Annotated in this window: 26 protein-coding genes; 15 read left to right on the plus strand and 11 right to left on the minus strand. The window is 69.7% G+C overall.

Translation table 11 applies throughout. From position 1 onward, the window contains the following. Window positions 1-16 precede the first annotated feature (16 nt). Window positions 17-1,207 carry a PP2C family protein-serine/threonine phosphatase gene (locus ACLJRM_RS31780; RefSeq protein ID WP_101608642.1) on the minus strand — a complete coding sequence of 397 codons (1,191 nt, stop codon included), beginning with the start codon at window positions 1,205-1,207 and terminating at the stop codon, window positions 17-19. Window positions 1,208-1,340: 133 nt separating this feature from the next. Here ACLJRM_RS31780 and ACLJRM_RS31785 point away from each other — a divergent pair, with 133 nt between their 5' ends. The 7 genes from ACLJRM_RS31785 (at window position 1,341) to ACLJRM_RS31815 (ending at window position 6,509) form a co-directional block, all read left to right on the plus strand. Then, on the plus strand, window positions 1,341-1,799 hold the full coding sequence (locus tag ACLJRM_RS31785) for a MarR family winged helix-turn-helix transcriptional regulator (RefSeq protein WP_101608643.1): 459 nt from the start codon (window positions 1,341-1,343) through the stop codon (window positions 1,797-1,799). A gap of 94 nt (window positions 1,800-1,893) precedes the next feature. Further along, a complete protein-coding gene (locus ACLJRM_RS31790; RefSeq protein ID WP_101613276.1) occupies window positions 1,894-2,763 on the plus strand; it encodes an STAS domain-containing protein in 870 nt (289 codons plus the stop codon). Continuing rightward, window positions 2,760-3,158: an STAS domain-containing protein gene (locus tag ACLJRM_RS31795; protein ID WP_410665152.1), complete on the plus strand. Its 399-nt coding sequence runs from the start codon at window positions 2,760-2,762 to the stop codon at window positions 3,156-3,158. The genes ACLJRM_RS31790 and ACLJRM_RS31795 overlap by 4 nt, the downstream gene beginning before the upstream one ends. Beyond that, window positions 3,148-3,573: an ATP-binding protein gene (locus tag ACLJRM_RS31800; protein ID WP_101608645.1), complete on the plus strand. Its 426-nt coding sequence runs from the start codon at window positions 3,148-3,150 to the stop codon at window positions 3,571-3,573. The genes ACLJRM_RS31795 and ACLJRM_RS31800 overlap by 11 nt, the downstream gene beginning before the upstream one ends. Next, the gene (locus ACLJRM_RS31805; protein ID WP_410665153.1) at window positions 3,570-4,568 is read left to right on the plus strand and encodes an ATP-binding protein; all 999 of its coding nucleotides are present in this window, start codon (window positions 3,570-3,572) and stop codon (window positions 4,566-4,568) included. The genes ACLJRM_RS31800 and ACLJRM_RS31805 overlap by 4 nt, the downstream gene beginning before the upstream one ends. After that, window positions 4,565-5,788, plus strand: coding sequence for a PP2C family protein-serine/threonine phosphatase (locus ACLJRM_RS31810; RefSeq protein ID WP_101608647.1), 1,224 nt, complete (start codon window positions 4,565-4,567; stop codon window positions 5,786-5,788). The genes ACLJRM_RS31805 and ACLJRM_RS31810 overlap by 4 nt, the downstream gene beginning before the upstream one ends. Next, window positions 5,751-6,509, plus strand: coding sequence for a zf-HC2 domain-containing protein (locus ACLJRM_RS31815; protein ID WP_410665154.1), 759 nt, complete (start codon window positions 5,751-5,753; stop codon window positions 6,507-6,509). Before ACLJRM_RS31810 ends, ACLJRM_RS31815 begins: the two co-directional genes overlap by 38 nt. 5 nt (window positions 6,510-6,514) lie before the next feature. On the opposite strand, the gene ACLJRM_RS31820 is transcribed toward ACLJRM_RS31815, so the two are convergent. Continuing rightward, entirely contained in the window at window positions 6,515-8,254 is a 1,740-nt protein-coding gene (locus tag ACLJRM_RS31820; protein WP_233224199.1) for an ABC transporter ATP-binding protein, read from the minus strand. Window positions 8,255-8,329: 75 nt separating this feature from the next. Between ACLJRM_RS31820 and ACLJRM_RS31825 the strand changes: the two genes are divergently transcribed. After that, complete coding sequence (locus ACLJRM_RS31825) at window positions 8,330-8,899, plus strand: TetR/AcrR family transcriptional regulator (protein ID WP_101608650.1); 570 nt, start codon at window positions 8,330-8,332, stop codon at window positions 8,897-8,899. A 4-nt stretch (window positions 8,900-8,903) separates the two neighbouring features. Here ACLJRM_RS31825 and ACLJRM_RS31830 read toward each other — a convergent pair whose 3' ends face one another. After that, a complete protein-coding gene (locus tag ACLJRM_RS31830) occupies window positions 8,904-9,299 on the minus strand; it encodes a hypothetical protein (protein ID WP_410665155.1) in 396 nt (131 codons plus the stop codon). Window positions 9,300-9,457: 158 nt separating this feature from the next. On the opposite strand from ACLJRM_RS31830, the gene ACLJRM_RS31835 reads away from it, so the two are divergent. Next, complete coding sequence (locus tag ACLJRM_RS31835; RefSeq protein WP_410605319.1) at window positions 9,458-10,345, plus strand: CPBP family intramembrane glutamic endopeptidase; 888 nt, start codon at window positions 9,458-9,460, stop codon at window positions 10,343-10,345. Between the two features lie 92 nt (window positions 10,346-10,437). Here ACLJRM_RS31835 and ACLJRM_RS31840 read toward each other — a convergent pair whose 3' ends face one another. Further along, window positions 10,438-11,487, minus strand: a complete 1,050-nt coding sequence (locus ACLJRM_RS31840; RefSeq protein ID WP_410665156.1) for an NAD(P)-dependent alcohol dehydrogenase — start codon at window positions 11,485-11,487, stop codon at window positions 10,438-10,440. Window positions 11,488-11,576: 89 nt separating this feature from the next. Between ACLJRM_RS31840 and ACLJRM_RS31845 the strand changes: the two genes are divergently transcribed. Further along, window positions 11,577-12,179, plus strand: coding sequence for a TetR/AcrR family transcriptional regulator (locus tag ACLJRM_RS31845; protein WP_410605233.1), 603 nt, complete (start codon window positions 11,577-11,579; stop codon window positions 12,177-12,179). Window positions 12,180-12,182: 3 nt separating this feature from the next. Here ACLJRM_RS31845 and ACLJRM_RS31850 read toward each other — a convergent pair whose 3' ends face one another. From ACLJRM_RS31850 to ACLJRM_RS31870, 5 genes are all read right to left on the minus strand, one after another. Further along, window positions 12,183-12,641, minus strand: coding sequence for an ATP-binding protein (locus ACLJRM_RS31850; protein ID WP_410605234.1), 459 nt, complete (start codon window positions 12,639-12,641; stop codon window positions 12,183-12,185). An 84-nt stretch (window positions 12,642-12,725) separates the two neighbouring features. Continuing rightward, window positions 12,726-14,969 (minus strand): heavy metal translocating P-type ATPase, encoded by a 2,244-nt coding sequence (locus ACLJRM_RS31855; RefSeq protein ID WP_410665157.1) that lies wholly within the window; start codon window positions 14,967-14,969, stop codon window positions 12,726-12,728. Then, window positions 14,966-15,877, minus strand: a complete 912-nt coding sequence (locus ACLJRM_RS31860; protein WP_410665158.1) for a hypothetical protein — start codon at window positions 15,875-15,877, stop codon at window positions 14,966-14,968. Before ACLJRM_RS31860 ends, ACLJRM_RS31855 begins: the two co-directional genes overlap by 4 nt. 132 nt (window positions 15,878-16,009) lie before the next feature. Then, the gene (locus ACLJRM_RS31865; protein ID WP_410665159.1) at window positions 16,010-17,386 is read right to left on the minus strand and encodes an ATP-binding protein; all 1,377 of its coding nucleotides are present in this window, start codon (window positions 17,384-17,386) and stop codon (window positions 16,010-16,012) included. Next, window positions 17,383-18,054, minus strand: coding sequence for a response regulator transcription factor (locus ACLJRM_RS31870; RefSeq protein WP_410665160.1), 672 nt, complete (start codon window positions 18,052-18,054; stop codon window positions 17,383-17,385). The genes ACLJRM_RS31865 and ACLJRM_RS31870 overlap by 4 nt, the downstream gene beginning before the upstream one ends. Before the next feature lie 101 nt (window positions 18,055-18,155). On the opposite strand from ACLJRM_RS31870, the gene ACLJRM_RS31875 reads away from it, so the two are divergent. Both ACLJRM_RS31875 and ACLJRM_RS31880 read left to right on the plus strand, forming a co-directional pair. Then, a complete protein-coding gene (locus tag ACLJRM_RS31875; RefSeq protein ID WP_101608659.1) occupies window positions 18,156-18,884 on the plus strand; it encodes an ABC transporter ATP-binding protein in 729 nt (242 codons plus the stop codon). Beyond that, on the plus strand, window positions 18,884-21,301 hold the full coding sequence (locus ACLJRM_RS31880) for an ABC transporter permease (protein WP_410665161.1): 2,418 nt from the start codon (window positions 18,884-18,886) through the stop codon (window positions 21,299-21,301). The genes ACLJRM_RS31875 and ACLJRM_RS31880 overlap by 1 nt, the downstream gene beginning before the upstream one ends. 43 nt (window positions 21,302-21,344) lie before the next feature. Here the strand turns inward: ACLJRM_RS31880 and ACLJRM_RS31885 are convergent, their stop codons facing one another. Then, the gene (locus ACLJRM_RS31885; protein WP_410665162.1) at window positions 21,345-21,467 is read right to left on the minus strand and encodes a hypothetical protein; all 123 of its coding nucleotides are present in this window, start codon (window positions 21,465-21,467) and stop codon (window positions 21,345-21,347) included. 19 nt (window positions 21,468-21,486) lie between these two features. Between ACLJRM_RS31885 and ACLJRM_RS31890 the strand changes: the two genes are divergently transcribed. From ACLJRM_RS31890 to ACLJRM_RS31900, 3 genes are all read left to right on the plus strand, one after another. Continuing rightward, window positions 21,487-22,125 carry a hypothetical protein gene (locus ACLJRM_RS31890; protein WP_410665163.1) on the plus strand — a complete coding sequence of 213 codons (639 nt, stop codon included), beginning with the start codon at window positions 21,487-21,489 and terminating at the stop codon, window positions 22,123-22,125. After that, window positions 22,122-22,856: a HEAT repeat domain-containing protein gene (locus tag ACLJRM_RS31895; protein WP_410665164.1), complete on the plus strand. Its 735-nt coding sequence runs from the start codon at window positions 22,122-22,124 to the stop codon at window positions 22,854-22,856. The genes ACLJRM_RS31890 and ACLJRM_RS31895 overlap by 4 nt, the downstream gene beginning before the upstream one ends. Window positions 22,857-23,133: 277 nt before the next feature. Then, on the plus strand, window positions 23,134-24,390 hold the full coding sequence (locus ACLJRM_RS31900) for a DUF222 domain-containing protein (protein WP_410665165.1): 1,257 nt from the start codon (window positions 23,134-23,136) through the stop codon (window positions 24,388-24,390). Between the two features lie 51 nt (window positions 24,391-24,441). Here ACLJRM_RS31900 and ACLJRM_RS31905 read toward each other — a convergent pair whose 3' ends face one another. Beyond that, entirely contained in the window at window positions 24,442-25,665 is a 1,224-nt protein-coding gene (locus ACLJRM_RS31905) for a protein kinase domain-containing protein (protein WP_410665166.1), read from the minus strand. Window position 25,666: the final 1 nt, after the last annotated feature.

Consider the following 25,666-nt stretch of genomic DNA (forward strand, 5'->3'; position numbering starts at 1 on the left):
GGACGGCCGAGCGGCCTCAGGATCCGGCGGTCACCGCGAGGTCGGCGGCGGGGTTCGGCCCGAACCAGTCGAGACAGACGACCATGGCGTCGTCGGCGGCGGGACCGTCGCCCCGGTGCTCGCCCAGCTCGGCGAGCACCGCCCTCGGCACATGGGCCGCGGGCAGGTCCGCGGTCGCGACGATGGCTTCGGCCAGTTCACGGTCTCCGTAGAGCTCGCCGTGCGGGCCCTCCACGCCGTAGACGCCGTCGCTGACGAACACGAAGCGATCACCGGGCAGCGCTTGCAGGCGCTCCACGGTGTACGCGGTGTCCTCGAAGGTGCCGAGCGGCAGTTGCTCGTCGAAGGTGACCCGGTCGGCCTTGCCGTCGCGGAACCGCCACAGGCGGGGCGATCCGGCGTCGACGGCGTCGATCGCGCCGGTCGCGAGGTCGAACTCCAGCAGGAGGGTCGCGACGTGCTCCTGGCCCCGGTGCTGGGCGTAGAGGGCCTGGTCCGCGAGTTCGGCCTGGGCGTCGAGCGGGATCCCGGCCCGCCGCGCGTTGCGGAGCGCGTTGATCGCGAGATTGGTCAGCAGCGCCGCGCTCGCACCGTCCCCCATGCCGTTGACCAGCGTGACCGACAGCTTGCTCGCGGAGGCCGACCAGTCGAAGCAATCGCCGTAGATGGCGTACGCGGGCTCGAGCTGCCCGCCGAGGGCGAACTCGGGGCGGGCGCACGCGCGGCCGGGGAGCAGCTGCCACTGCATTTCGGCGGCGAGCGTGAGCCGGGACGACCGGCGTGCCTGTACGTAGAGGTCGGTGTCGCGATCGGCGACGAAGACCTCGTGGGCCAGTGCCTCGGCGAACCGGCCGAGTTCGGCCCAGACAGGCGGTTCCTGGTCTTCGGGGAGGGTGACGGCGAGCACGCCGAGCCGATCGCCGCGGACGGAGACCGGGAGGTGGGCGCGAATGCCGTCCTCGACGGTCTCGAACGTCGCGCCCTGCGTGGTGAAGGCTTCGCCCGCCGTCGTACCCACCACCGAGACCGGGTCGGTGGTGTAGGGCAGCACGGTCACCCGCCGCAGTTCCGCGAGACTGTAGTCGGCCATCAGCAGGTCGACGGCCACGGCGCCGAAATGCTCCCTGAGCGCCGAACGCAGGCCGTCGAGCAACTGGTGCGGCTGGACGCCTCTCAGAATCCGCTCGACCGCCAAGGATCTGTCCACGTCGTCGCCTCCGCACACCGGGAACCGGCGTCTCACTCGGACACCGGCGAAGCCGTCCGCACCGCGTTGGCGGACCGGCCGGTGGGCGTGCCGCGATGTGCTGAGCTGACAAGTTCAGCATAAGGATGCGAGAGTGGGTGTCGTGAATCGGTCCTCCGAGCCGCCCGGCACCGAAACGGTGGCGGCGGCGGTGGCCGAGACGGCCGAGCTGCTCGAGATCATGTTCGAACGCGCTCGTGAGGCGTCACCGCGTCCGCTGTCGACGTCCCAGGTACGCGCTGTCGTGGCTCTCGACCACCACGACGGGCTGAACCTGCGCGCCCTCGCCGAGCTGCTGGGTTCGACCCCGCCGCTGGTGAGCCGCCTGTGCGACCGGCTGGAAGCCGTCGGCTTCGTCGACAGGCTGCCCGGCACGCACAGCCGTCGCGAGGTCACCTTGCGGCTCAGCGACCGAGGCCGCGCGTACCTGCGTGACCTGCGGGCACGCCGCCGCGAAAGCCTGGAGTCGGTGCTGGGAAAGCTCACTCCGGAGGCCAGGACCGCGCTCGCCGCCGGGCTGCGCGAGTTCCGCGAGGCCGCGGCGGGGTTCTGACGCCCAGAGGGTGGCCACGCCGCCACTGGAGTAGGGTCACTGTTGTCATATGACAACAGTCGTGCTCGCACGACACGAACACCGTGGAGGTGTGGTGCAGGGGACCGACGACTCCGCCGTCCGGGACCTGCTGTCGCGGATCTTCGACGCCGACCAGGAAGGCCTGGTCGAGGACTGGGTCCGACGGCAGCTGACCGATTCGCCCGCGTGGACCGGCGAGCAGGAACTCCGGCGCGAGGCCAAAGAACTCCTCGAAGCGCTTCGCGAGGCCCTCGGTACCGAACTACGCCTGGAACGGATCGTCGACCGCGACGAAGCCGTCCGTGCCGCGCTGCGGGGGCTGTCCGAACGCCGTGCCCGCGCCGGTGCCGCGCCGACCTCCACCGCCATGGCGATCCTCGCGCTCAAGCGCACCACGCTCGCCGCCCTCGAACGCCGCACCGAGGATCCCGAGGTCCGCTACCAGGCCGCCCTGCAGGTGAACCGCTTCCTCGACGCCGCGGGCCTGCTCACCTTCTCGGTGTACGTCGAAGGCAGGGAAGAGATCATCCGCCGCCAGCACCAGCAGATGCTGGAACTGTCCACCCCGGTGGTGCGGCTGTGGCGCCAGGTCTTGGCGGTCCCCCTGATCGGCACCCTCGACAGCGCCCGCACACAGGTGGTGATGAGCAGCCTCCTGGAGGCGATCCAGGCCCACGAGGCCAGGGTGGCGATCATCGACATCACCGGCGTGTCCACAGTGGACACAGCGGTGGCGCACCACCTCCTGCAGACCGTCAGCGCCGTCCGGCTCATGGGCTCGGAATGCCTGATCAGCGGTGTCCGGCCGTCGATCGCGCAGACCGTCACCCAGCTCGGCATCGACCTCTCGCACATCGAAACCCGCGGTTCGCTCGCCGACGCGCTGGCCTCCGCGATGCGGCTGATCGACGACCACGCCCGGCCGGGCGTGGTGACCGGGTGAACGCCCAGGCGGGACTGCCGATCCTGCGGCTCGGGGACATCCTGATCAGCGGGCTGCTCAGCGATCTGGACGACACGACCGCGCTCCGGTTCACCGGCGAACTCACCACGCGGATCTCCGAGGAAGGGATCCGCGGGGTCATCCTCGACATCTCCCGGTTGGAGATCATCGACTCGTTCGTCGCCAGGGTGCTGATGGAACTGGCCGCCACCGGGCGGCTCCTCGGCGCCAGGATGATCGTCGCCGGGATGCGCCCCGCCGTCGCGATCACGTTGTCCGAACTGGGATTGCAGCTCACCGGCGTCCAGACCGCGCTCAACGCGGAACAGGCCATGGAAATGCTGGGGTGGCGCCGTCCCGTCGAGGCCGCCGAAGAGGCGCCTCGTGCTTCCTGACGAGCTCACGGCCCCCGAAGCGCGCGAACACGCCGTGCGTGCGGAAGAGGATCTGCTCACCGCCCGGCACGCGGTGCGGGCCGACGCGGTCGCGGCGGGCTTCTCGATCGTCGACCAGACGAAGATCGTGACCGCCGCCAGCGAACTCGTGCGCAACGCCTACATCCACGGCGGTGGCGGCACGATGACCATCGCCGTCGTCCGGGACCGCCGGGGGCGGGTGGGGCTCGCCCTCTCCGTCCGCGACGAAGGTCCCGGTATCGGAGACGTCGAGCTGGCCATGACCGACGGTTTCAGCACCGGCGCCGGTCTCGGGCACGGCCTCGGCGGCACCCGGCGGCTGGTCGACGAGTTCACCATCGACACCGTGCCGGGCGAGGGCACCACGGTCACCGTCGTCCGCTGGAAGCCATGACCGTCGCCGACGCGTCGCTCACCCGGCTGATCCACATCGACCACATCAGCGCGGTCTACGCGGCGACGCGAGCCGCTCGCGAAGTCGCGGCCGAGGCGGGGCTTCCCGAGGTTCTCGCCGAACGCGCCGCCGTCGTCGCCTCGGAACTGGCGAGCAATCTCGACAAGCACGCCGGCGGCGGCGCCGTCTTCGTCCAGCGTTCGTTGGCCGGGCCGGGGGTGGACATCCACGCCGTGGACACCGGCCCGGGGATGGCCGATCTGGACCACTGGCGCGTCGACGGCAACAGCACCACGGAAACACTGGGCACCGGACTCGGCGCCGTCGGCAGGCTCGCGACCGAGTTCCGCATCCGCTCCGCGGCGGGGGTCGGCACCGTCGCGGCCGCCAGGATCCTCGCGCCGGGACACGAAATCGCCGATTTCGCGCACTTCCGGCTCCCCCGCGAAGGCGAAGAGCGGTGCGGTGACGCGCTGGCCGTCTCGGCGATGCCCGGCGTCCGCACGGCGGTCGTCGTCGACGGACTCGGCCACGGCCCCGAAGCGAGTGACGCCGCGGAAGCCGCGATCGCCGTGTTCCGCCGCGATCCCGACCGGCCGCTGCCCGAGCACCTGAACGCCATGCACCGGACGCTGCGGCAGACCCGTGGCGCGGCGGTCGCGCTCGCCCGGCTCTCCGAGAGCGGGCTCGAGTTCTGCGGCGTCGGCAACATCGGCGGTCTCGTGCTGACGCCGGGACACACGCAGCCGTTGCTGAGCATCCCCGGCGTCGTCGGCTTCACCCTGCCGTCCATCCGGGTGCGGGCACTTCCGTTGACCGGCCACGAACTCCTGGTCCTGCACACCGACGGGATCGGCGCCGCTTGGCGCGGTCCGGCGGCGCTCGGCCCGCTCCCGGCCACCACGCTCTTCGCCGCGGATCTCGCCCACCGTCACCGCGACCTTCGCGACGACGCCGCGTTGATCGCCTTCGGGCCGGGAAAGGGGCTTCCGTGACCGACACTTCCGTCGTCCGGTTACGCCGTCGCGTGCGCGAGGTGTGCGCGGCCGCCGGGGTCCCGGCCGAACAACGCGCCCGGCTGGTGCTCGCGGTGTCCCTGCTCGCCGAAAACGGTCCCGCGCCGGAGCTTTCGACCACCATGGCCGACGGGCGGCTGTCCGTCACGCTGGAATCGTCCCGGCCCGTCGGGCGTCGTCAGCGCACCACGCTCCCCCTGCTTCCCGCAGCGGGCGAGGGGACGAGGCTGACCTGGCATCTCGATGCGGGCGCCGAGCCCGTTCCGGCGGCGGACGACGACGAAGTGGCCACCAGGGACGAGATGCTGGCGCTGGTCGCCCGCGCCGACGCGGTCGCCAAGGACCAGCGCGAACTCAAACACGAACTGGCCGAGACGAACAGCGGCGTCCTCGCGATGTACGTCGAACTGGAAGAACGGGACGAGCAGCTCCGCAAGGCGCACGCGGTGATCTTCCGCGAGCTCGAAGACGCGCTGCGCCCGCCGCCACCGCCCGCCGGCCCCTTCGAACTGGCCGTGCACTACGCGCCGAGCCAGCAGGATTCCCCGACCGGCGGGGACCTCTACGACTGGTTCGTGCTGCCCGACGGCTGCGTGCACATCACCCTCGTCGACGCGGTCGGGCACGGCGTCACCTCGACCCGGCACGCGCTGACGGTCACCCACGCCATCCGCACGCTGGCGCTGGAAGGCCATCCGTTCCGCGATCTGATCGGCCGGACCGCGCGCACCCTGGCGACGATCGAACCCGATCTGATGGCGACCGTACTGCTGGCCCGGCTGGATCCGGCGACCGGCGAAGTCACCTTCGCCAACGGCAGCCACCCCCGTCCGGTGCTGGTCACCGACGAAGGCACCGAGCTGCTCGCGGCGGAGACTTCGGGCCGGGGTATCGGTTTCCCCGATCCCGGCAGCCGCAGCCTCGTCCACCGCACCCTCGCCGACGGCGACCTGCTCGTCATCTACACCGACGGGCTCGTCGAAAGCCGCAAAGACTTCCACGAAGGCGAAATCCGGTTGCTCGCGGCCGCGCGACGGAACGCCGGGCGGCCGACTTCGGAGATCCCGGACGTCCTCGCCACCGAGATGCTCGACATCGTCCTGCACGCCGATGACACCGTGGTCATCGCGATCCGCCGTTCGGCGGGTTACGGTGACCCGGATGAGGGACGACGTCGAACCGGACGCAGCGGACGCTGAGCTGCTCGACGCCTTCCGCGCCGGTGACATCGCCGCCGGCGAAGCGTTGTTCCGGCGGCACGCCGAACCGCTCCGCCGTCTCGCCGCGGGCTGGGTCACCGAGCCCGCGGAACGGGACGACCTCGTGGCCGAGGCCTTCGTGCGCGTCCTGGGCGTCATCCGCGCCGGAGGCGGCCCCCGGGACAACCTCCGCCCTTATCTCGCCGTCACCATGCGGAACCTGGTGGCCAAGTGGAGCCACCACCGCAAGCGGGTCGAGCTGTACGGCACGGCTCCGGCGATCGAAGTGGCCGCCGGAGCCGTGGGCGCCGAGGAGCTCTTCATCCTCCGCTCGAACGCTCACCTGGCGTGGACCGCCTACTGCGCGCTCCCCGGCCGCTGGCGGACCGTGCTGTGGCGGACCGAGGCCGAAGGCGACTCGCCGAAGGTGGTGGCCCCGCTGCTGGGGGTGTCCCCCAACGGCGCCTCCGTCCTGGCCCTGCGCGCCCGTGAAGGGTTGCGCCAAGCCTTCCTGCAGGCACAGGTCCCCGAAACGGGAACGCCGTGCTGCCAGGAGGCGCGGCGCCGGATGGGCGCCTGGCTCCGCGGCGGGGTGCCGGGCCGCCGCGCGAACCTGATCACCGCGCATCTCGCCGGCTGCGAACCCTGCCGGACCGTCGCCACCCGGCTCGACGAGGTCAACCGCGAGATGCCGCCGGGGGTCCGCGCCGTCTCCGCCTGAGCGGATCAGCCGGGGACCGGGGCACCCTCCCCCGCGATCCGCAGCGCCTCCACCAGTTCGCGGTACAGCGTGTCGGTGGCGAGCAGCCGTTCGTGGCTGCCGCTCGCCCGCACGCGGCCTTCCTCCATCACCACGATGGTGTCCGCGTCGATCACCGTGGACAGCCGGTGCGCCACGGTCACCACGGCGCCCTCGGCGGCCCGCCGCCGGATGCAGTCGTGGATGGCGCTTTCGGTCCGGCCGTCGACCTGCGCGGTCGCCTCGTCCAGCAGCACGACGTCCGGCGTGCGCAGGATCGCCCTGGCCAGCGCGATCCGCTGGCGTTCCCCGCCGGACACCGACGTCGACGACAGCGGCGTGTCCAGCCCTTCTTCGAGGGCGGCGATCTTGTCGCTCAGGCGGACTTCACCGAGTGCCCGCAGCACCTCTTCCTCGGTCGCGTCGGGATGGGTGAAGAGCAGGTTCTCGCGGATCGTCCCCGGCACGATCGGCGTCTCCTGCTCGACGTAGGCCAGCCGTGTCCGCACGTCCGCGTACGGCAGGTCCGCGTACTCACGCCCGTCCAGCAGCAGTGAACCCGACTGCGGCTGAACGAACCGCATGATCAGCGACAGCATCGTGGTCTTGCCCGCGCCGGACGGCCCGACGATCGCGGTGTGCCCGCGCCTCGGGATCTTCAGCGAGACGTCCCGCAGCGCCGGTCGGCCGCCGTAGCCCGCGGTCACCCCGCGCAGTTCCAGAACCGGGCCGTCCTGCTCGCGCCCGGTTTCCGGCCGCGAGGACACCTTGTCCTCTTCGATCTCCATCGCGTCCATCTCCCGGATCCGCCCGGCCGCGGCGATCCCCGACTGCAACGCGGTCATGTTCTGGCTCAGTTCGGTGATCGGTTCCATCAACGCGAACGCGTACAGCAGGAACGCGATGAGGCTCGACACCTCGAGCAGACCCGCGCCGACGCGCCAGGCACCGAGGCCGAGGATCACCAGGATCGCGCCCTGGATTCCCGACCACGCCACCACCCAGGCGACGGCCTGCCGCCGCACCGCGCGGACGCCGTGCACCGCGGCGGCCTCCGCGTCGACCAGGATCCGTTCGGACTGCCGGGCTTCGGCGCGGCTGGCCTTCACCGTGCGGATCGCCCGCAGCGCGCCCTCCAGCACGCCGCCGAGCCTGCCCACCCGGTCCTGCACCTTCTCCTGTTCCTTCGCGATGGCGGGCATGAGCCACGCGAACAGCGCGATCACCACGACCACGGCCGCCACCGTCGTGCCCAGCAGCACCGGGTCGAGCACGCTCATCAGCACCAGGGTGCCGACGAGCATCACGACCCCGTTGATCAGGCCGATCACGCTGGACGAGGCCGCCTCGCGCAGCAGCACCGTGTCCGAGGTGACGCGGGTGACCAGTTCCCCTGTCGGCCGCTTGGTGATCGCCGGGATCGTGGCGCGGAAGAACCGCCGCACCATCGAATCCCGCGCCTTCAGCACCACCCGCTCGCCGACCGTGCCGAGCAGGATCCACTGCGTCAGCCAGATCACCGAGCCCACCAGCATCAGGCCGAGCAGTGCCAGCACGGGTCCGGCCAGCGAAGCCGACGAGCCGAGCGAGTCGAGCACCCACTTCGTGACCATGGGCGTGGCCAGGCCGGTCGCGGAGCCGAGCAGGGCGAGCACGAGGCCGATCGCGAGTGCCCCCTTGTGTGGCCGCGCGAACGACCACAGCACCTTCAATCGTGGAGTATCCATGGTTCCCAATGGAACACGCGTGTTCTAAAATCGTCAAGCGAGTTCCGGATCGGGGAGCGAGGTACGGTACCGGCCATGAGTGAGGGTGTGGTCACCGAGACGGGTGTCCGGGCGAGGACCCGGCGCGCGATCCTGGACGCGGCCATCGAGAAGCTGACGAAACAGCCGAGCGCGACGCTGGCCGACATCGCGGCGGCGGCGAACGTCGGGCGCACCACGGTGCACCGGTACTTCGCGGAGCGCTCGGACCTGATCGACGCCATCAGCCACGACGCCCTCGACAAGATCTCCCAGGGCACCGAACGGGCCCGGCTCGACGAAGGCCCGGTCCCGGCGGCACTGGCGAGGCTGTGTCAGGAGTACTTCGAACACGCCGACGTCTTCCAGCTGCTGTTCACCATGCCGGATCTGATGACCCGGCCCGAATGGCAGGAGGAGAGCGACGACGACCGCGTGCTGCTCGGGCTCATCGAACGCGGGCACCGCGAGGGCACGGTCGACCCGGCGATGACGAAGGAGTGGTTGCTGCAGCTGTTGTGGAGCCTGCTCTACACGGCGTGGGAGATGGTCCGGGAGAAGACCCCGAAGCACGAAGCGCTCACGTTGTGCCTGCGCAGCCTGGAAAAGGTCATCGCGGTCGGCTGATTCCTCAGTTGCCGTAGGCGCCGCCGCGCAGCGCGGTGGCGCCACTGGGACAGGTGAAGATGATCCGGTACTCCCCCGCGCCCCGGCCGTAGGCGTACCGGTCGCCGTCGGAACAGTCGACGAAGACGTGGAAGTCGTCTCCCCAGCAGGAAAGCGCGTAACCCGATCCGGAAAGATACGGATCCCGGCAGTCCAGCGACGGGCTCCGCGGAGGCACTTCGGCTTCGTTCCCGGACAGCCGGCCGGTGGTACCGCTGTAACCCCGTCCGGTGACCAGGTCCAGCCACGTGTAGCTCGCCTTGGCCGCGGCGTCGGCGGGCGGGGCCGTTCCCACCGCGATCCCGGCGGCGCACAGCGCGCTCGCCCCGACGATCCCCAGCGCTTTCCAGGACTTCACCACGACCACTCCCCTGTCTGTTCGGGACAAGAGCAGCTTGGCGAGATCGGGAAACCAGGACAAGGGCCAAAAGGGCAGCACAGAAGGGGAAAGCTGAGCCGACCGAAGTCGTCCGAAAGGATGACGCGGGCACGCCCCGCTTCGATGATCCTTTTCCGGTGATGGAAAAAACCGGCACCCGTTCGGGTGTCGCCTGGGGAGTCCTCGTCGGCGGGGTCGCGGTGTTCGCCGCCGCCCCCGCACTGCTGCTGGCGACCGGGCACGACACGATCAAGCCGTCCGCGGATTCGGACAAGGGGCTCTCCCTCGCGGGCGCCCTGATTCCCGCGCTGATCGGGATCCTGCTGGTCCACGGGGTCCCGCTCCACGCACCCAGACTGCTCCCCGAGGTGACCGACCGGCGCGGGCTGAGCAAGCAGGCGACGGCCCTGGCGCTCATCGCCTTCTTGTGGCCACTGGCGTTGTTCCTGGTGTCCACGGCGGGACATCAAGCGCTCGTCCGCGACATCTGGGCGCTCGCCAAACCGCTCGTTTTCCTGTTGCTGCCACTGTTTCTCTTGCGGATCCTGCGGCCATCGGGAGAACCGGATCCGTTCCGGCTCACGTGGCGGCCCCGCCGGACCTGGCAGTGGCTCGCGCCGATCCCGGCCGTGGTCGTGTTCGGCTGGTTGTACGTCCTGGGCCCGCTCGCCCCGCCGCTCCCCACCGCCGAGGACTATCCCGACCCGGTGTTCCTCGCGGTGGGCGCGACGCTGACCTTCTTCACCGCGAACGTGCTCGAAGAGGTCTTCTTCCGCGGCATGCTGCAGACCCGCCTGGAAGCGCTTTTCGGGCGCTGGCCGGGAATCCTGCTGGCATCGCTGCTGTTCGCTTGGCTGCACCTGCCGACACACGGTCAGGGAGGGCTCCCCCTGACCTTGGGCGCGATCGTTGCCTTCCAAGGGTTCTTCGGCCTGTTCACCGGCTACCTGTGGTCCCGCTACCGCAACCTGTGGGCGCCGATCGCCGCGCACACCGCGATGAACACACTGCCGTTGCTGCTGATGTGAGGCGACCAGAGCGGCGGAAGCGGTGGGCCGGGGCGGTCGTGAGTGGCGATTCGGGTTAGAACCCGAATCGCCACTCACGACCCCTGGACCGGCTACGCGCCGATGGTCGCCGCGTCGATGACGAACCGGTAGCGGACGTCGCTGTTCTCGACCCGGTCGTAGGCCACGTTCACCTGGTCGGCCGAGATCGTCTCGATCTCCGCGCCGATCTTGTGCTCGGCGCAGAAGTCGAGCATCTCCTGCGTCTCGGCGATCCCGCCGATCATCGAACCGGCGAGCACCTTGTTCCCGCCGAGCAGCGAGAAAGCGTTGTAGGACAGCGGTTCGCCGGGCGCGCCGACGTTCACCATCGCCCCGCCGACCCGCAGCATGCCGAGGTAGGAGTCGATCGGCAGTGTCGCCGAAACGGTGTTGAGGATCAGGTCGAAGCGGCCGCGCAACGTCTGGAACGTCGACGCGTCACCGGTCGCGAAGTAGTCCTTCGCGCCGAGCTTCAGGCCGTCTTCCTGCTTCTTCAGGCTTTGGCTGAGCACGGTGACGTCGGCGCCCATGGCGACGGCGATCTTGACCGCCATGTGGCCGAGCCCGCCGAGGCCGACGACGGCGACCTTCTTGCCCGGTCCGGCACCCCAGCGGTTCAGCGGAGAGTAGGTGGTGATGCCCGCGCACAGCAGCGGGGCGGCGACGTCGAGGCCGATCCCCTCCGGGATCCGGCAGACGAAGGAGTCCTTCACGACGACCTGACGGCTGTATCCGCCGTAGGTGTTCTCGCCGTCGAAGCCGACGCCGTTGTAGGTCTGGACGTTGCCCTTGACGCAGAACTGCTCGGTGCCCGCGAGGCAGTACTCGCACTCGCCACAGGAGTCGACCATGCAGCCGACGCCGACACGGTCCCCGACCTGGTACTTCGTCACGCCGGCGCCGACCGCGGCGACGACGCCGGCGATCTCGTGGCCGGGCACCATCGGGAAGATCGCGCTGCCCCAGTCCTCCCTCACCTGATGGATGTCGCTGTGGCAGATCCCCGCGTACGCGATGTCGATCAGCACGTCGTCCGGACGCAGGTCGCGACGCTCGATCGTCGTCGGTGACAGCGCGGCACCCGGGGACGGCGCGGCAATGGCGTGCGTGGTCGTCGTCATGAAACCCTCCGTGAAAACAGTGAGACCATGTAAGAGGTCACTTACAACTAGCGTAAGAGGGCTCTTACATATTCCGCGACCGGAACGGTGTGATCCACGACATGGGCGGCAAGTACCACCACGGCGACCTTCGCGCCGAACTCGTGCGGGTCTCGCTCGATCTGATCGCCGAGCAGGGACTAGGCGCGTTCTCCGTCGCCGAAGTCGCCAGACGCGCGAAGGTCAGCCCCGGCGCGCCCTACCGGCATTTCCCCGGCAAGGAGAGCCTGCTGGCCGCGATCGCGGGCGAAGTCGCCTGCCAGCTGGCCGACAGGGTGCACGAAGCCATCGAGGCCGAGAGCGACCCCGTGGCCGCGCTCGCGGCGGCCGCCGGCGCGTACACGGAGTACCTCATCGAGCGCCGCGCCGGGATGAACATCATCTACTCGGACGGTCTGCAGGGACCGGAGCACGCCGCGCTGCACGAGCAGACCCGCCGCCTGACCGACCAGTTCGTCATGCTCTGCCTCACCGTCGCCGACCGGCCGCAGGCCGGTCTCGAACTGATGGAGCAGCTGTTCACCCAGGCACACGGCTACGGCACGTTCTACCTCGACGGCGTCTTCAAGAAACAGGGATATTCCACCGAAGTCGTCGTCCGCAAGTCGATCGACGCCGCCCGCGCGGCCATCGAAGGCCGCGCGAAAATGTAACGTTCAAAGACGGCGACGGTCCCGCGGGGCCCGAGCGTGGACCGGGCACTCTCCATCACAGCGGATATGCGCCCAGACGAGCTTCCCGCCGCGAAGCCGCTCACGCCGGACACCCCACTGCACCGCCACCCCGTCCACGACGAGCAGCCCGCGTCCGCGCGGATCCTCGATCTGCGAGCGGCGCGCCCGGGGTTGTTCGACGCTGATGTCCGCGACCTCAATGCGGACCGCGCACGGTGAGACGCCCCGCCACAACTGGATGTGGCGTGCGCCACCACCGTGCACGTACGCGTTGGCGACCAGTTCCGTGGCCGCCAGCAGGACGTCGTCACGATGGCCCTCGCCGAGATCGGGAAGGCATCTGACCACCCAGGCGCGCATGTCCGGCAACGCCCGTGGCGTCGTGGCCCGCAGGTCGAGCACCCAGGTTCCCGGCACCGGATGCTCCGCGATACTGATCATGGAGCCACCCTTCCCATCGCGCGACCTCGCTGCTGAAGTCGCACGTTCGGGTTACCCAGAACGCCGGCCGATCAACCACGGCGATCAAGCCGCGATGCCCCGGAAGCCCCGCAAGCGCAGGCTGTTGAACACCACGAAGACCGAGCTGAAGGCCATCGCGGCTCCGGCGATCATCGGGTTGAGCAGGCCCGCCGCCGCCAGGGGAAGCGCGCCGACGTTGTAGGCGAACGCCCAGAACAGGTTGCCCTTGATGGTGCGCAGGGTCCGCCGCGAAAGCCGGATCGCGTCCACCGCCGACCGCAGGTCGCCGCGGACCAGGGTCAGGTCCCCCGCCTCGATCGCGACATCGGTGCCGGTGCCCATCGCCAGGCCGAGATCGGCCTGGGCCAGCGCGGCCGCGTCGTTGACGCCGTCACCGACCATGGCGACGACCTTGCCCTCGTCCTGAAGCCGCTTGACGACGTCGACCTTGTCCTTCGGCAGCACCTCGGCGATCACCGTGTCGATCCCGACCTCGGCGGCCACCGCGTGGGCGACGGCCTCGTTGTCCCCGGTCAGCAGGACCGGGGTGAGCCCCAGTTCGCGCAACCGGGAGATCGCCTCGGCGGACGACGGCTTCACGGTGTCCGCGACGACCAGGACCGCCCTGGCCTCACCGTCCCAGCCGACCACGACCGCGGTGCGGCCGAGTTTCTCTTCCGCGGCCTTGGCTTCCGCCAGTTCGGCGGTCAGATGGTGACTCCACTGCTCCAGCAACGCGTTCCGGCCGACCAGTACCGCCGAACCGTCGACGATCCCTTGCACACCAAGGCCTTCCAGGCTGGTGAACTCCTCGACGGCCGGGAGTTCCCCGGTGCGTTCCCGCGCCGCGCGGGCGATGGCCTGCGCGATCGGATGTTCCGACGCGTTTTCCAGCGCTCCGGCCAGCCGCAGCGTCTTCTCCGTGTCGACGCCTTCGGCGACGTGGACCGTCACCAGCGACATCTGCCCCGTGGTCACGGTTCCGGTCTTGTCGAGGACGACCGTGTCGACCGCGCGGGTCGATTCCAGCACTTCCGGGCCCTTGATCAGGATGCCGAGCTGCGCGCCCCGTCCGGTGCCCACCAGGAGCGCGGTCGGCGTCGCCAGGCCCAGCGCGCACGGGCAGGCGATGATCAGCACGGCGACCGCCGCGGTGAACGCCGCCGCGACCGAACCGCCGGTGCCGAGCCAGAACATCAGCGTGCCGACGGCGAGCGCGATCACGATCGGCACGAAGACCGCCGAAACCCGGTCGGCCAGCCGTTGGACCTGCGCTTTCCCGGTCTGCGCCGCCTCGACGAGTTTCGCCATCTGCGCCAGCTGGGTGTCGGCGCCGACCCGGGTCGCGCGGACGACGAGCCTGCCGCCCGCATTGACCGTCGCCCCGGCCACCGTGTCGCCGGTGACGACCTCCACCGGAACGCTCTCGCCGGTGAGCATGCTCGCGTCGACCGCCGAGGCGCCTTCGGTGATCACCCCGTCGGTCGCGATCTTCTCTCCGGGCCGCACCACGAACTCCTGGCCCGCCGCGAGTTCACCGATCGGGACACGGACTTCCCTGCCGTCGCGGAGTACCGCGACATCCTTCGCGCCGAGTTCGAGCAGGGCGCGCAAGGCCGCGCCCGCACGCCTCTTGGACCGCGCTTCGAAATAGCGCCCGGCGAGGATGAACGTCGTGACACCGGCCGCGACCTCGAGATAGATGTTGCCGTCACCGGCCATCCGCTGCACGGTGAACTCGAAGGGGTGCGTCATCCCCGGCGTTCCGGCGGTGCCGAACAGCAAGGCGTACAACGACCACAGGAACGCCGCGAGCGTGCCCATGGAGATCAGGGTGTCCATTGTGGCCGCACCGTGCCGCAGATTCGCCCACGCCGCCTTGTGGAACGGCCACGCCGCCCACACCAGCACCGGCGCGGCCAGCGTCAGCGAGATCCACTGCCAGTAGGTGAACTGCCACGCGGGCACCATCGCGAGCAGGATCACCGGCACCGACAGCACGGCGGAACCGATCAGCCGCTGCCTCAACGGTGCGATCGGATCGGCTTCCTCGGCTGTGGCCTCTTCCTTTTCCGGAGTGGGCAAAGCTGCCGAATACCCGGCCGCCTCGACCTGCTCGATCAGCTGCCGCGGCTCGATGCCTTCCGGGTAGCTGACCTTCGCCTTCTCCGTGGCGTAATTGACCGTGGCGGTGACACCGTCGAGCTTGTTCAGCTTCCGCTCGATGCGCATGGCGCACGAAGCGCAGGTCATCCCGGTGATCGCGAGTTCGACTTCGGCGGTGGAAGGCTCGGTCCGCGTGCTCATCGGTGACTCCCTTCCCCTGTGGTGACGGTGAATTCGGCGGTGCGGACCTTGTCCTCGTGCCGGAAGTCCAGGAACAGCCGGTAAACGCCGTCCGTCGGGACCTCGGCGAAGAACGTGATCGCGGGGCCCGGCGCGGTCCGGCCGTCACCGGGTTCGCCGTCCGGATGGACGTGCAGGTACGCGAGGTCGCCACCGCGCAGTGCCACCAGATGCCCGTAAGCACCGAGGTACGGCTGCAGATCGGTGACGGCGCTGCCGTTCTTGGTGACGGTGAGCGTCACTTTCGACGACGTGCCCGGCGCGAGTTCGCCGTCGAGCCGGACCTGGTAACCGTCGACCTCGGCGACGTGCGAGGGCCGGAACTCGGCGGGCCGGAAGTCGCCAGCGGCGAAGACGTCGGCGCCCAGGGTCGTCGCCTCTCCGCCGCTGGGCTTGAAGTCGGCGAAGACGCGGTAGACCCCCGCCTCGCCCACGGTCAGCGGCACCGACCACGTGCCGTCCTCGCCGAGTTCGGGGTGGATGTGCTGGAAACCCGCGGTGTCGCGGCGGACGACGATGAGGTGCATCCGCTTTTCGTGTTCGACGTCGTAGGCGGTCACCGGCGCGCCGTCGGCGCCGAGGATCCGGAAGGTGAAGGGACGGGTCGTGCCCGGAAGGAGCGTCGTGGTGGTGGGCGTGAGGGTGTAGCCGCCCCTGGACGACGCGAGCCCGGCGGGCTCATGGTCCTGCTTGACCTGCGCCGCTTCCGCGACAGTGCCGCTGTGGGTGTCCGAATGTCCGGCGTCCTCGCCACCGGGCACACCGGCGGCGCCGGCGAACGGACCGACAGCCGTGCCTGCCGCCCAGCCGCCACCGGCGACCAGGGCGAGCACCACACCGTAGGCGGAGAGCTTCGCTGCTGTGTTCATCGTGCAGTCCTTAGTGCGGGTGTCACCCGCGATCGTGAAGCCGCTCCGGCTCCGCGACCCACCGTACATACCCCAGGGGGGTACCGCAACGGCCCGAAGGTACCCCCGAGGGGTACTAGAGAGCGATGCTCGTCACATACCCCTGAGGGGTAGCCTCGCGACCAGCCGCGCGCCGGTCTCGCCGTCCTCGGCCCGCAGCGATCCGCCGTGCCGGACAGCGATGTCACGCGCGAGTGTCAGACCGAGACCTGTACCTCCCGCGTCCCGCGCGCGGGCGTCGTCGAGCCGGGCGAAACGGTCGAAGACGCGCTCGCGATCCTCGGCGGGGATGCCGGGTCCGTCGTCGATCACTTCCAGGACGGCCTCCCCTGCCTCTCGCCGGAGCCGCACGGTGACGGACGACCGCGCGTGCCGCACTGCGTTGTCGAGCAGATTGCGCAACAACCGTTCCAGCTGGACGGGTTCGCCGACGACCTCGGCTTGCCCGTCCACATCGGACACGACGGCGGGCCCGGGTTCGAGGGCCCGTTCGGCAACCTGCTCCCCCACCACGTCGGCGAGGTCGACGATGCCTTCCGGCGCCGGGAGCTCGGCCGGGTCCACGGCCAGTTGAAGGAGATCCGCGGTGATGCGCTGGAGCCGCTGGATGTCGAGCAGCGACCGGCGTGCGACGGCGGGCCAATCCGCGCGATCGGCGTGGGTGAGCGCGACCTCCAGCCCGGTCCGGAGGTTCGCGAGCGGGCTGCGCAGTTCGTGACTGGCGTCGGCGACGAACCGTTCCTGCTGGTCATGCGCCTGCTGCAGCCTGTCGAGGGTGGCGTTCGTGGTGATCGCGAGCCTGGCGACCTCGTCACGGGACGGGGGCACCGGAACCCGCCGGTCGAGCCTGCTGCCGCTGACCTCGGCCAGTTCGCGGCGAATGGCCTCCACCGGCCGCAATGCCCGGCCCGCCGCGAACCACGCGACCAGCGCGGTGATCAGCACCGCGAGCGGGACGAAGAAGGCCAAGGTGTCGTCGAAGGTTCCCAGCGTCCGGAGCGTGTCCCACGGCAGGACGAACAGGTAGAGCGTGAGCCGCTGCCCGCCGCCTTCGATCACCTTGCCCACCACCGTGTACTCGCGATACTCACGCCACTGTGGATGGTCGCCGGGCCGCAACGTCGCCTTGGTGGTGACCGACCAGTCCGAGGGCGCCCCGGCGGGCGCGGGCGGCAGCGGCGTCCACGCGGGATCCCAGCGGCGCAGGTTCTCGCTGCTCGCCACCGGCCGCCCGGTGTCGTCGACCACCTCGAACAGGGCGTCACCGGCGGGCGGCACCGGTCGCCCGGCCCGGAAGGTCTCGGCCAGCCCGTCCAGCTGGGCACGCGTCGCGCTGACGGCGCTGCCCGACAGTTGCGCGCTCAGCAGCTCGCGGGTGCCCAGCCAGCCGAGGGTGAACACGACCGCGCAGAGCAGCGCCGCCGAAAGCGCGGTGCTCCGCCGCACCGACGAGGGCCACCGGCCCGTCATTCGCTCACCAGCCGGTAGCCGGCGCCGCGCACGGTCGAGATGGTGCGGCGCCCGAACGGCGTGTCCAGCTTGCGCCGCAACGCGCTCACGTAGACCTCGACGATGTTGGGGTCGCCCCGGTACGCCAGATCCCAGACCTGGTCGAGGATCTCCCGTTTCGTCACCAGCTGCTCGCCGTGCCGCAGCAGGCATTCGAGGACGGCGAACTCCTTGGTGGTCAACGACACCGGCTTCCCGGCGCGGCGACACGTCCGCTTCGCCGGGTCCAGCACGAGGTCGCCGAACTCCAGCACCCCCGCCGACCCCGCCGCGCCCCGGCGGGTGAGGGCCCGCAGCCGGGCGGTGAGCACGACGTACGAGAACGGCTTGCTCAGGTAGTCGTCGGCGCCGGTGTCGAGCGCCTCGGCTTCGTCGTACTCGCCGTTCTTCGCCGTCAGCATGAGGATCGGGGTGGTCACCCCGCGTTCCCGCAGTGCCGCGCAGACGCGATAGCCGTTGAGCTTCGGGAGCATGATGTCCAGCACGATCACCTGGTACGGGTACAGCTGCGCGAGCTCGAGCCCTTCGAGACCGTCGTGGGCGAGGTCGACCGCGTAGCCGTCGGCCTCTAGTCCCCATTGGAGGGTCTCGGCCAACCGCATTTCGTCTTCCACCACGAGCACGCGCATGTCCTGATCTTCGCAGATCCCCGCCGTCCATCCTGAAGCGTTCTTCAGGTTGTTTCAGGAACCGTTCAGGTGGTCCCCGCCATGATCGCGGCATGAACACAATGGACGGTCCCGCCGCGGGCGCGATCGATGTCTCGAAGGTCTACGGCCGGGGCGACACGGCGGTCCGGGCGCTCGACCACGTGTCGCTGGACTTCCCCCGCGGCCGGTTCACCGCGATCATGGGACCCTCCGGTTCGGGCAAATCGACCCTCATGCACTGCCTCGCCGGGCTGGACACCGTCGACAGTGGACGAGTCCACATCGGACGGACCGAGCTGACCGGTCTGTCCGACGCCGAGCTGACCAGGGTGCGCCGGGACCGCGTCGGGTTCGTGTTCCAGTCGTTCAACCTCCTGCCGACCATGAGCGCCGAGGAGAACATCCTGCTCGGGCTCCGGCTCGCGGGCCGCCGCCCGGACCCGGCGTGGTTCGGCACCGTCGTGGACACCCTGGGCCTCCGGCAGCGCCTGCGGCACAAACCCGGTGAACTCTCCGGCGGCCAGCAGCAGCGGGTGGCGTGCGCCCGCGCGCTCGTCGGCAGGCCGGACGTCGTGTTCGCCGACGAACCCACCGGCAGTCTCGATTCGCGTTCCGGCGCCGAGGTGCTGGACTTCCTGCGCACCTCGGTCCGCGAACTCGGCCAGACGGTGGTGATGGTGACCCACGACCCGGTGGCCGCCTCGTACACCGATCACGGGGTCCTGCTGGCCGACGGCCGGATCGCCGCGCGGATCCCCCGTCCGACCGCCGACGCCGTCCACGGCGCGTTCACCGGTCTGGGGGCGTGATGCTGCGAACCGTGCTCGCCGGCCTCAAGGCGCGGCCGCTGCGGCTGCTGCTGTCCGCTGTCGCCGTCACCCTCGGCGTGACCTTCGTGGCCGGGTCCTTCGTGCTCACCGACGCCGTCGGCGCGGGACTGCGGGAAGCGGTCGCCTTCGAAACGCGCGGCGTGGACGCGTCCATCGACGCCACCCGCCGTGTCGCGCTCGACGATTCCGTGCTCTCGAAGGTCCGTCAGGTGCCCGGGGTCGCCGCCGCGGACGGTCGCGCCACCGTCAGCGCACCGATCCTCGGCCCCGACGGACGTCCGCGAGACGCCGCCGCGACCGCGTTGGGCACCGAAGGCCTGCGCCCGTACGACCTCGCGGACGGCCGTTTTCCGCAGGGCGCGGGAGAGATCGCGATCGAACGGCACAGTGCCGAGGGCTTCTCGCTGGGGCAGCCCGTGACCGTGCTGGACGAGACCGGCGGCCGGATGGTGCTGACCCTGGTCGGCACCTTCAGCCGCCCGACCGACGCGGGTCTGGGCGGCGCGACCCTGGTGGTACCGGGGGAAACGCTGCGGCGGCTGAGCCCGGCCGCGACCTTCGGCGAGATCGTCGTCCACGCGTCACCGGGCGTCGGCCAGGCACAGCTCGCCGCGGATCTGAAGAAGGCCTTGGGCATCCCGGTGGCCACCGGGAAAGAGGCCGCTGCCCAGCTGCTTCGGGAAACCGCGCCGAACACGGCGGGTCTGGCGAAGTTCTTCACCGCCTTCGCGGTCCTCGCCATGGTGGTGGCCGCGATGGTGATCACCAACTCCTTCACCATCCTCGTCGCGCAGCGATCGCGCGAACTGGCGTTGCTGCGCTGCGTCGGCGCCGGTAAACGGCAGGTCTTCGGCAGTGTGCTCGCCGAGGCGGCCGTCGTCGGCGCGGTCGCGTCCGCGGCCGGGCTGTTCGGCGGGCTGGGCGTCGCCGCCGCGTTGCAGGCGATCGCGGGTCAGGAAACCGTGTACGTCCCGCTGACCGCCCGGACCGTGGCCGCCGCACTGACGATCGGAATCCTGGTGACCGCGCTCGCGGCGGCGATCCCGGCGTGGTCCGCGACCAGGGTCGCGCCTGTCGAGGCGCTCCGGACCCCCGTCGAGTCCGCGCGCACCGGACGCCCCCGCGCGATCGTCGCGGTGATCCTGCTCGCCGCCGGTATCGGCGCGGGTGTGCTGGCCCTTCGGTCCACAGTGGAGGATGGCGCCGCCCTCGCCGTGGTGGCGATGGTCGCGCTGCTCGGTGCGACCCTGGCCGCCGGACCGCTGGTGGCGGGACCGGTCGTCCGGGCACTCGGCTCGCTCGTCCCGGGGCAGCCCGCGAAACTGGCCGCGCTCAACGCCGGCCGCAACCCCAAACGCACCGCCGCCAGTGCCGCCGCGCTCACCATCGGTCTCGCCGTCGTCGCACTCGCGACCACCGTGGCGGCGGGCGTCGAAGCGGGCCGGAGCCACGGCATCGGCGAACAACTCGCGGCCGACTTCACCGTCACTTCGGTGCTCCCGGCCCGGCCACTGCCCGCCACCCTCGCCGGCACTCTGGCGACCGTGCCCGGCGTGACCGCCACCGCGACCCGTCACTCTTTCTCGGGTGACCTCGGCGAGTACGGCACGTATCAGCTCACCGCCGTCAGCGGCGATCTCTTGCACCCGGCGGTGCTTTCCGGACGTCTCGACAGGCTTGGTCCCGGCGAGATCGCCATCAGCAAGGACCTCGCCGAACAGTCCGGGCTCGCCGTCAGCGACACCGTGCGATCCCTGCGCGTGGTGGCGATCTACGACAGTGTCGACGCGCCCGGGGTCGATCTGGGGTTCGCGCTGGTCGACCTCTCGGAACAGCGGAAGATCGCCCTGAACGAGGAAACGTACGACGGGAGCGTGCTGGTCAAGGTCGCCGACCCCGATCAGGCCCGGCCGTCACTGGAGCGGGAGTTGTCCGGCATCGCGCTCGCGAAGCTGAGCAGCGTCGAGGAAATCAAGGAAGAGGCGGCCGCGCCGCTGCGGGAGACCCTGAACCTCATGTGGGCCCTGACCGCACTGGCCGTGCTGATCGCCTTCGCCGGGATCGCGAACACGCTTTCGCTGTCCGTCCTGGAACGGACGCGCGAGTCGGCGCTGCTGCGCGCGCTCGGTCTCACGCGCGGCGGGCTCGGCGCCGCGCTGACCGCGGAGTCGGTGTTCGTCGCGGTCCTCGGAGCGGCGTGCGGCCTGCTGGTCGGGATCGGGTCGGCCTGGCTGATCACGGAGGTGGCGTCGGGCGGTGGCGAGGCGATCGCGTTCGCGCCGCCGTGGGGCCGGTTGGGGGTGCTGGTGGGCGCGGCTCTCCTCGCGGCTCCTTTGGCGGCCTTGGTTCCGGCTCGGCGGGCGGGACGGGTTTCGTTGACCGGTTCCCGGGAGTGAGGCAACTCCGGCCGGGCCACGAGCGTACGTCGGGTATGGGGAGTCAACCGACCGCGATCGAAGTAGTCGACGCCAGTGCGTGGCTGAGCAAACGCGGCATCCGGGTCGGAACACCGTCCAGGCCGCTCACGGTCAGGATCGCCGCGCGGCAGACGAGCGGGTCCACGACCAGGATCCTCTGGCTGATGAGCGCCGGGGGCCTCGGCTTCGCGCTCATGATCACGTCCGGATTCCTGCAGAATCTTCCCGGAGTGCGGGGCGTGGAAATGCCCGAAAGCCGGTACTTCTCTTTCATAGTCGCCACACTCACGCTCGGGCAATGGGCGTCGATCCTCCACCGCGAATGGCAATTGGGCGGCCTTCCGGCGCCGACCCGGCGCCCATCCGCCGCCGGAGTCCTCGGCGGCTGGTACCTGGCCTCGTTCCTGATCACCTTCGTCGGTGGCGCGGCGCTGGCCGTGGCCATGTACCTCACGACCTCGTCGCGCACCTTCGCCTGGACGTGGCTGGTCGCCCTCGGCTGGGCGGCGCTCTGCTGCACGACGATCCTCGTCTGGGCCGTGACACGCCGGGGCCGCGGCGAAGACGCCGCGTCGGTCGCCGTCGACGCGGAGTTGCGCTACCAGGACAGGCGACTCTCGGCGCCCGCGGCCTTCGCGGTCGTGAGCCTGATCGACCCGCTGTTCAGCCACCGGTCGCCGCCGGCCTTCACCTGGTGGATGGTGGGCTACGCTGCGCTCGCGGTCGCCACAGCAGCCCTCGCGTACCGACAGGACGCGCGGCGGCCCGCCCTGCCACCCGGCGATTACGGAACCGAGGCATGACCAGCAGCGAGATCGAGCTACTCGTTCGTCAGCTCGACGCGGACAGCACCGGCGACGCCGCAGACGCACAGGCAGTGCTGACCCACCACGGACGTGAGACCGACGTGATCACGCCGCTCCTGCGGGCCCTGCCGACACTGAACAGTTTCGGCCAGCTGTGCGCCATCGAGATCCTTCAAGAACTCGGCGACGCCCGCGCCGGGCAGCCCTTGACCGACCTGTTGACCAGCGAGCACGACACCGTCCGCGAGTGGTCCGCCCGCGCCTTGGGCCAGCTGCGCGTCGTCGACGCCATACCTGCGCTCTGGCGCGCCTATCAAGCGTGCAAGGAACGCGGCGACCGACCCGACTGGCTGGAGCCGAACAGTATTCGATCCGCCTTGACCGAGCTGGGCGCCCGGCACCCCGTCGTCCCGCCGCTGACCGCGAGCCTCCGGATCACCACGTCCTATGGGCACGAGGCATGGCCGTCGACACGACTGACCCACGTCCTCGACGACCTCGCCGCCCATGGTCAGGCCACGCTCGACTTCCAGCTCTGGCGAGTCGAACCCGACGGCCGGATGTACTGGATACAAGCCCCGCACGACGACACCGAACTCGACTATTCCCAGCCTTGGACCACGCTCGCCCGACAGGCCCACGGCCGAGCCAGGACTGCCGCGGTCCGAGCCGCGCTCGGCGCGGACGTCGTCGCCACGATCGAGTGGATCGGTCGGAGCGACCTCTGAAACCCGCACGAATCGCGCCGTCGGCGGACGCAACTTTGCTCGTGAAGGGACGACAGCCTGTCAAAGGTTTCTGGCTCAACAGGAGACATCGAGGCTGCGGTCGCCGTGGTTCTCTGGGCCCTTCCATCTCACTGTTGTCATGAAGCTTATGGATGCCAACAAGCGCCGAGAGATATCGAATATCCCTCTCATCACAGCTCGCTGACTATTTGAAATCGAGCCGTGTCACATAAACGTGTGATAGCACAGGTGTTCGACTGCGGGTAATGTTGATGTCGTGGCCAGCGAAGACACACCCCAGACGACACCCACTGAGTGGTGGCGTGTCGACACCGCTGTGCTGCATGCCCGTAAACAGGAACTCGAAGTTCTGAAGCGTCAATTGGATGCTGAGCAGAACGCGATTCTCGCGGAAATCAATATTCGCGGTGTTCGTGGGTGTTCGGGTCATGCGACGTTGTCGGCGATGATTTTCGAGGACTTCCACGTCACGGGCAAGGAAGCCGATGCCCGCGCTGACCGGGTGTTGACGTTGCATGCGGGTGTGGCGGTGGGTGGTGATCGGGTACCGCCGCTAGCCCCGTTGACCGCTGATGCCGCCCGTGAGGGTGCGATCGGCGGTGGTCAGATCGACGCGATCATCCGCACCCTGGCGCGTATCCCGTCTTTCGTCCCGGAAGAGGACGTGCGGGGCGGGGAGAAGATCCTTGTGGATCTGGCCCGGCACGCCGGGCCTCACACGATCGCCCAAGCCGGACGGAGACTCCTGGACAAGCTCGATCCCGACGGAAAAGCACCCCGCGACGAGAACCCCAAAGACACCCGACCGGAGTTACGGTTCGTCAAACACCGCAACGGCACCCTGGGCCTGAAGGGCACGCTCGACCTGGAGACCTACGCACGATTGAAGTCCGACCTGGATCCGATGGCCAAACCGCACAAAGCCATCGACGGAGTCCGCGACTCCCGCACCCAGGACGAACGCTACGGGGATGCTTTCACCGACTATGTGCGGTTGAAGACCACGAGCCGGAACCTTCCCGGCCAGGCCGGGGAAGCCACCCACATTTTGGTCACCATGTCTTACGAGGACCTGATCAGTGACTTGGGTGAAGCCCATTTGGATCTGGTCGGGCCGATCAGCGCCACCGACGCACGCATCCTCGCCTGCGACGCCCGCGTCCGACCCGGAGTCCTCGGCACCGCAGGGGAACCCCTCGACATCGGCCGCTCCAAACGCACCGTGTCACTCGCCCAGAAGTACGCACTCACCATCCGCGACGGAGGCTGCGCCTTCCCCGGCTGCGACATGCCCGTGCCCCGTTGTACGGCACACCACATCGTTTTCTGGCGGCACCACGGCGAAACCAAAATCGACAACCTCGTCCTACTGTGCACCAAGCATCACCGGTTGATCCACCACAGCGAATGGAAAGTCCAGATCGCCCAAGACGGGCTACCGGAATTCACCGCACCCGCCTACCTCGACCCCACCGGCCAACCCCGACGCAACACCATGCACCTGCGGACATAGGCCGTTGCGCCTGACTCAGGGCACCTGGGACGAACCTCAAAATACCGCCACCTAGCGACCGGGTGGAGGTTCCTCCGTCACGACGACCAAGCTGACCTTGCCGCGTTTGATTTCGGCAATCTCGACGTGGAGCTCGTCGCCCACCTTGACCTCGTCCTCGACGTAGCGAACGCGCTTGCCATTGCCCAGCTTCGAGATGTGCACCAGGCCTTGCCTGCCCGGGGTCAGTGAGACGAACGCGCCGAAAGCGGCGGTTTTCGTCACCGTACCGCGGAAACGGTCGCCGACTTTGAAGGGCTGGGCGGCGGTCGCGAGTTTGCCCACCAAAGGCGTGACGTCCGGCTGCTTTCCGCTCCGAGGGACCTTTGCCGGTGTGGCGTCGAGCAACGCGAGTGCTTCGGAGGTCAGCGGACGTTTGGCGGGGTCTTTCTCCAGTAACCGCATGATGAGCAGGGCGAGTCCGGTTTCGCATTGCGGCAGCAGGGGCTGGTGGTACAGGACCGCGGCGGCGGAATCCTCAGGAGTGTCGCGGTGGAACGGAGAAATGCCCTCCACGGCGTGATACAGCGTCGCGCCCAACGAAAACAGGTCACTGGGTGCCCCGCCCCGGTCACCGCGGACCCGTTCCGGGGCCAGATAGCCCGGCGAGCCGATGATCAGCCCGTTCAAAGTCCGGGTGTCATCCTGATGGACCGCGATCCCGAAATCGATCAGCAGCACCTCGCCGGACGCAGTCACCATCACGTTGGACGGCTTGACGTCGCGGTGCACGATCCCCGCGGCGTGCACCGCGCTCAAGGCGCCGAGCAGGCTTTTCGCGATATGGACCACCTCGGTCGCAATCAGTGGGCCGTCCGCGCGAAGGGCTTGCAGCGCCTTCCCGGTCACCAAGCGCATCACGGTCCAGGGAATCCCGTCCTCGATGACGGCGTCATAGACGGTGACGATGTTGGGATGATCGCGCAACTGGGCGGCGTTGCGCGCTTCTCGCTGAGCACGGGTGAGCAGGTCGGCCCACTCGTGATCCGACACCGGCCTGGACCGCCACGTTTCCTTGAGCGCCACATCGACGCGCAGGGTCTCGTCGCGAGCCTGCCAGATACGCCCGAAGCCTCCGGCCGTGATCACTTCGACGAGCCGATACCGGTCCCCGATGAGCCGACCTGGACTTGCTTCAGGTGTCACAGTTCCCCCACGGGTATCCGTACGGCTCCGAACAGTGACAGCGTACGGGCAACCGGCTTCGGCGCGGGGGGCATCAGCCCCGAGCACCACT

It is taken from the genome of Amycolatopsis sp. lyj-84 (assembly GCF_046549075.1).
GTDB lineage: Bacteria > Actinomycetota > Actinomycetes > Mycobacteriales > Pseudonocardiaceae > Amycolatopsis.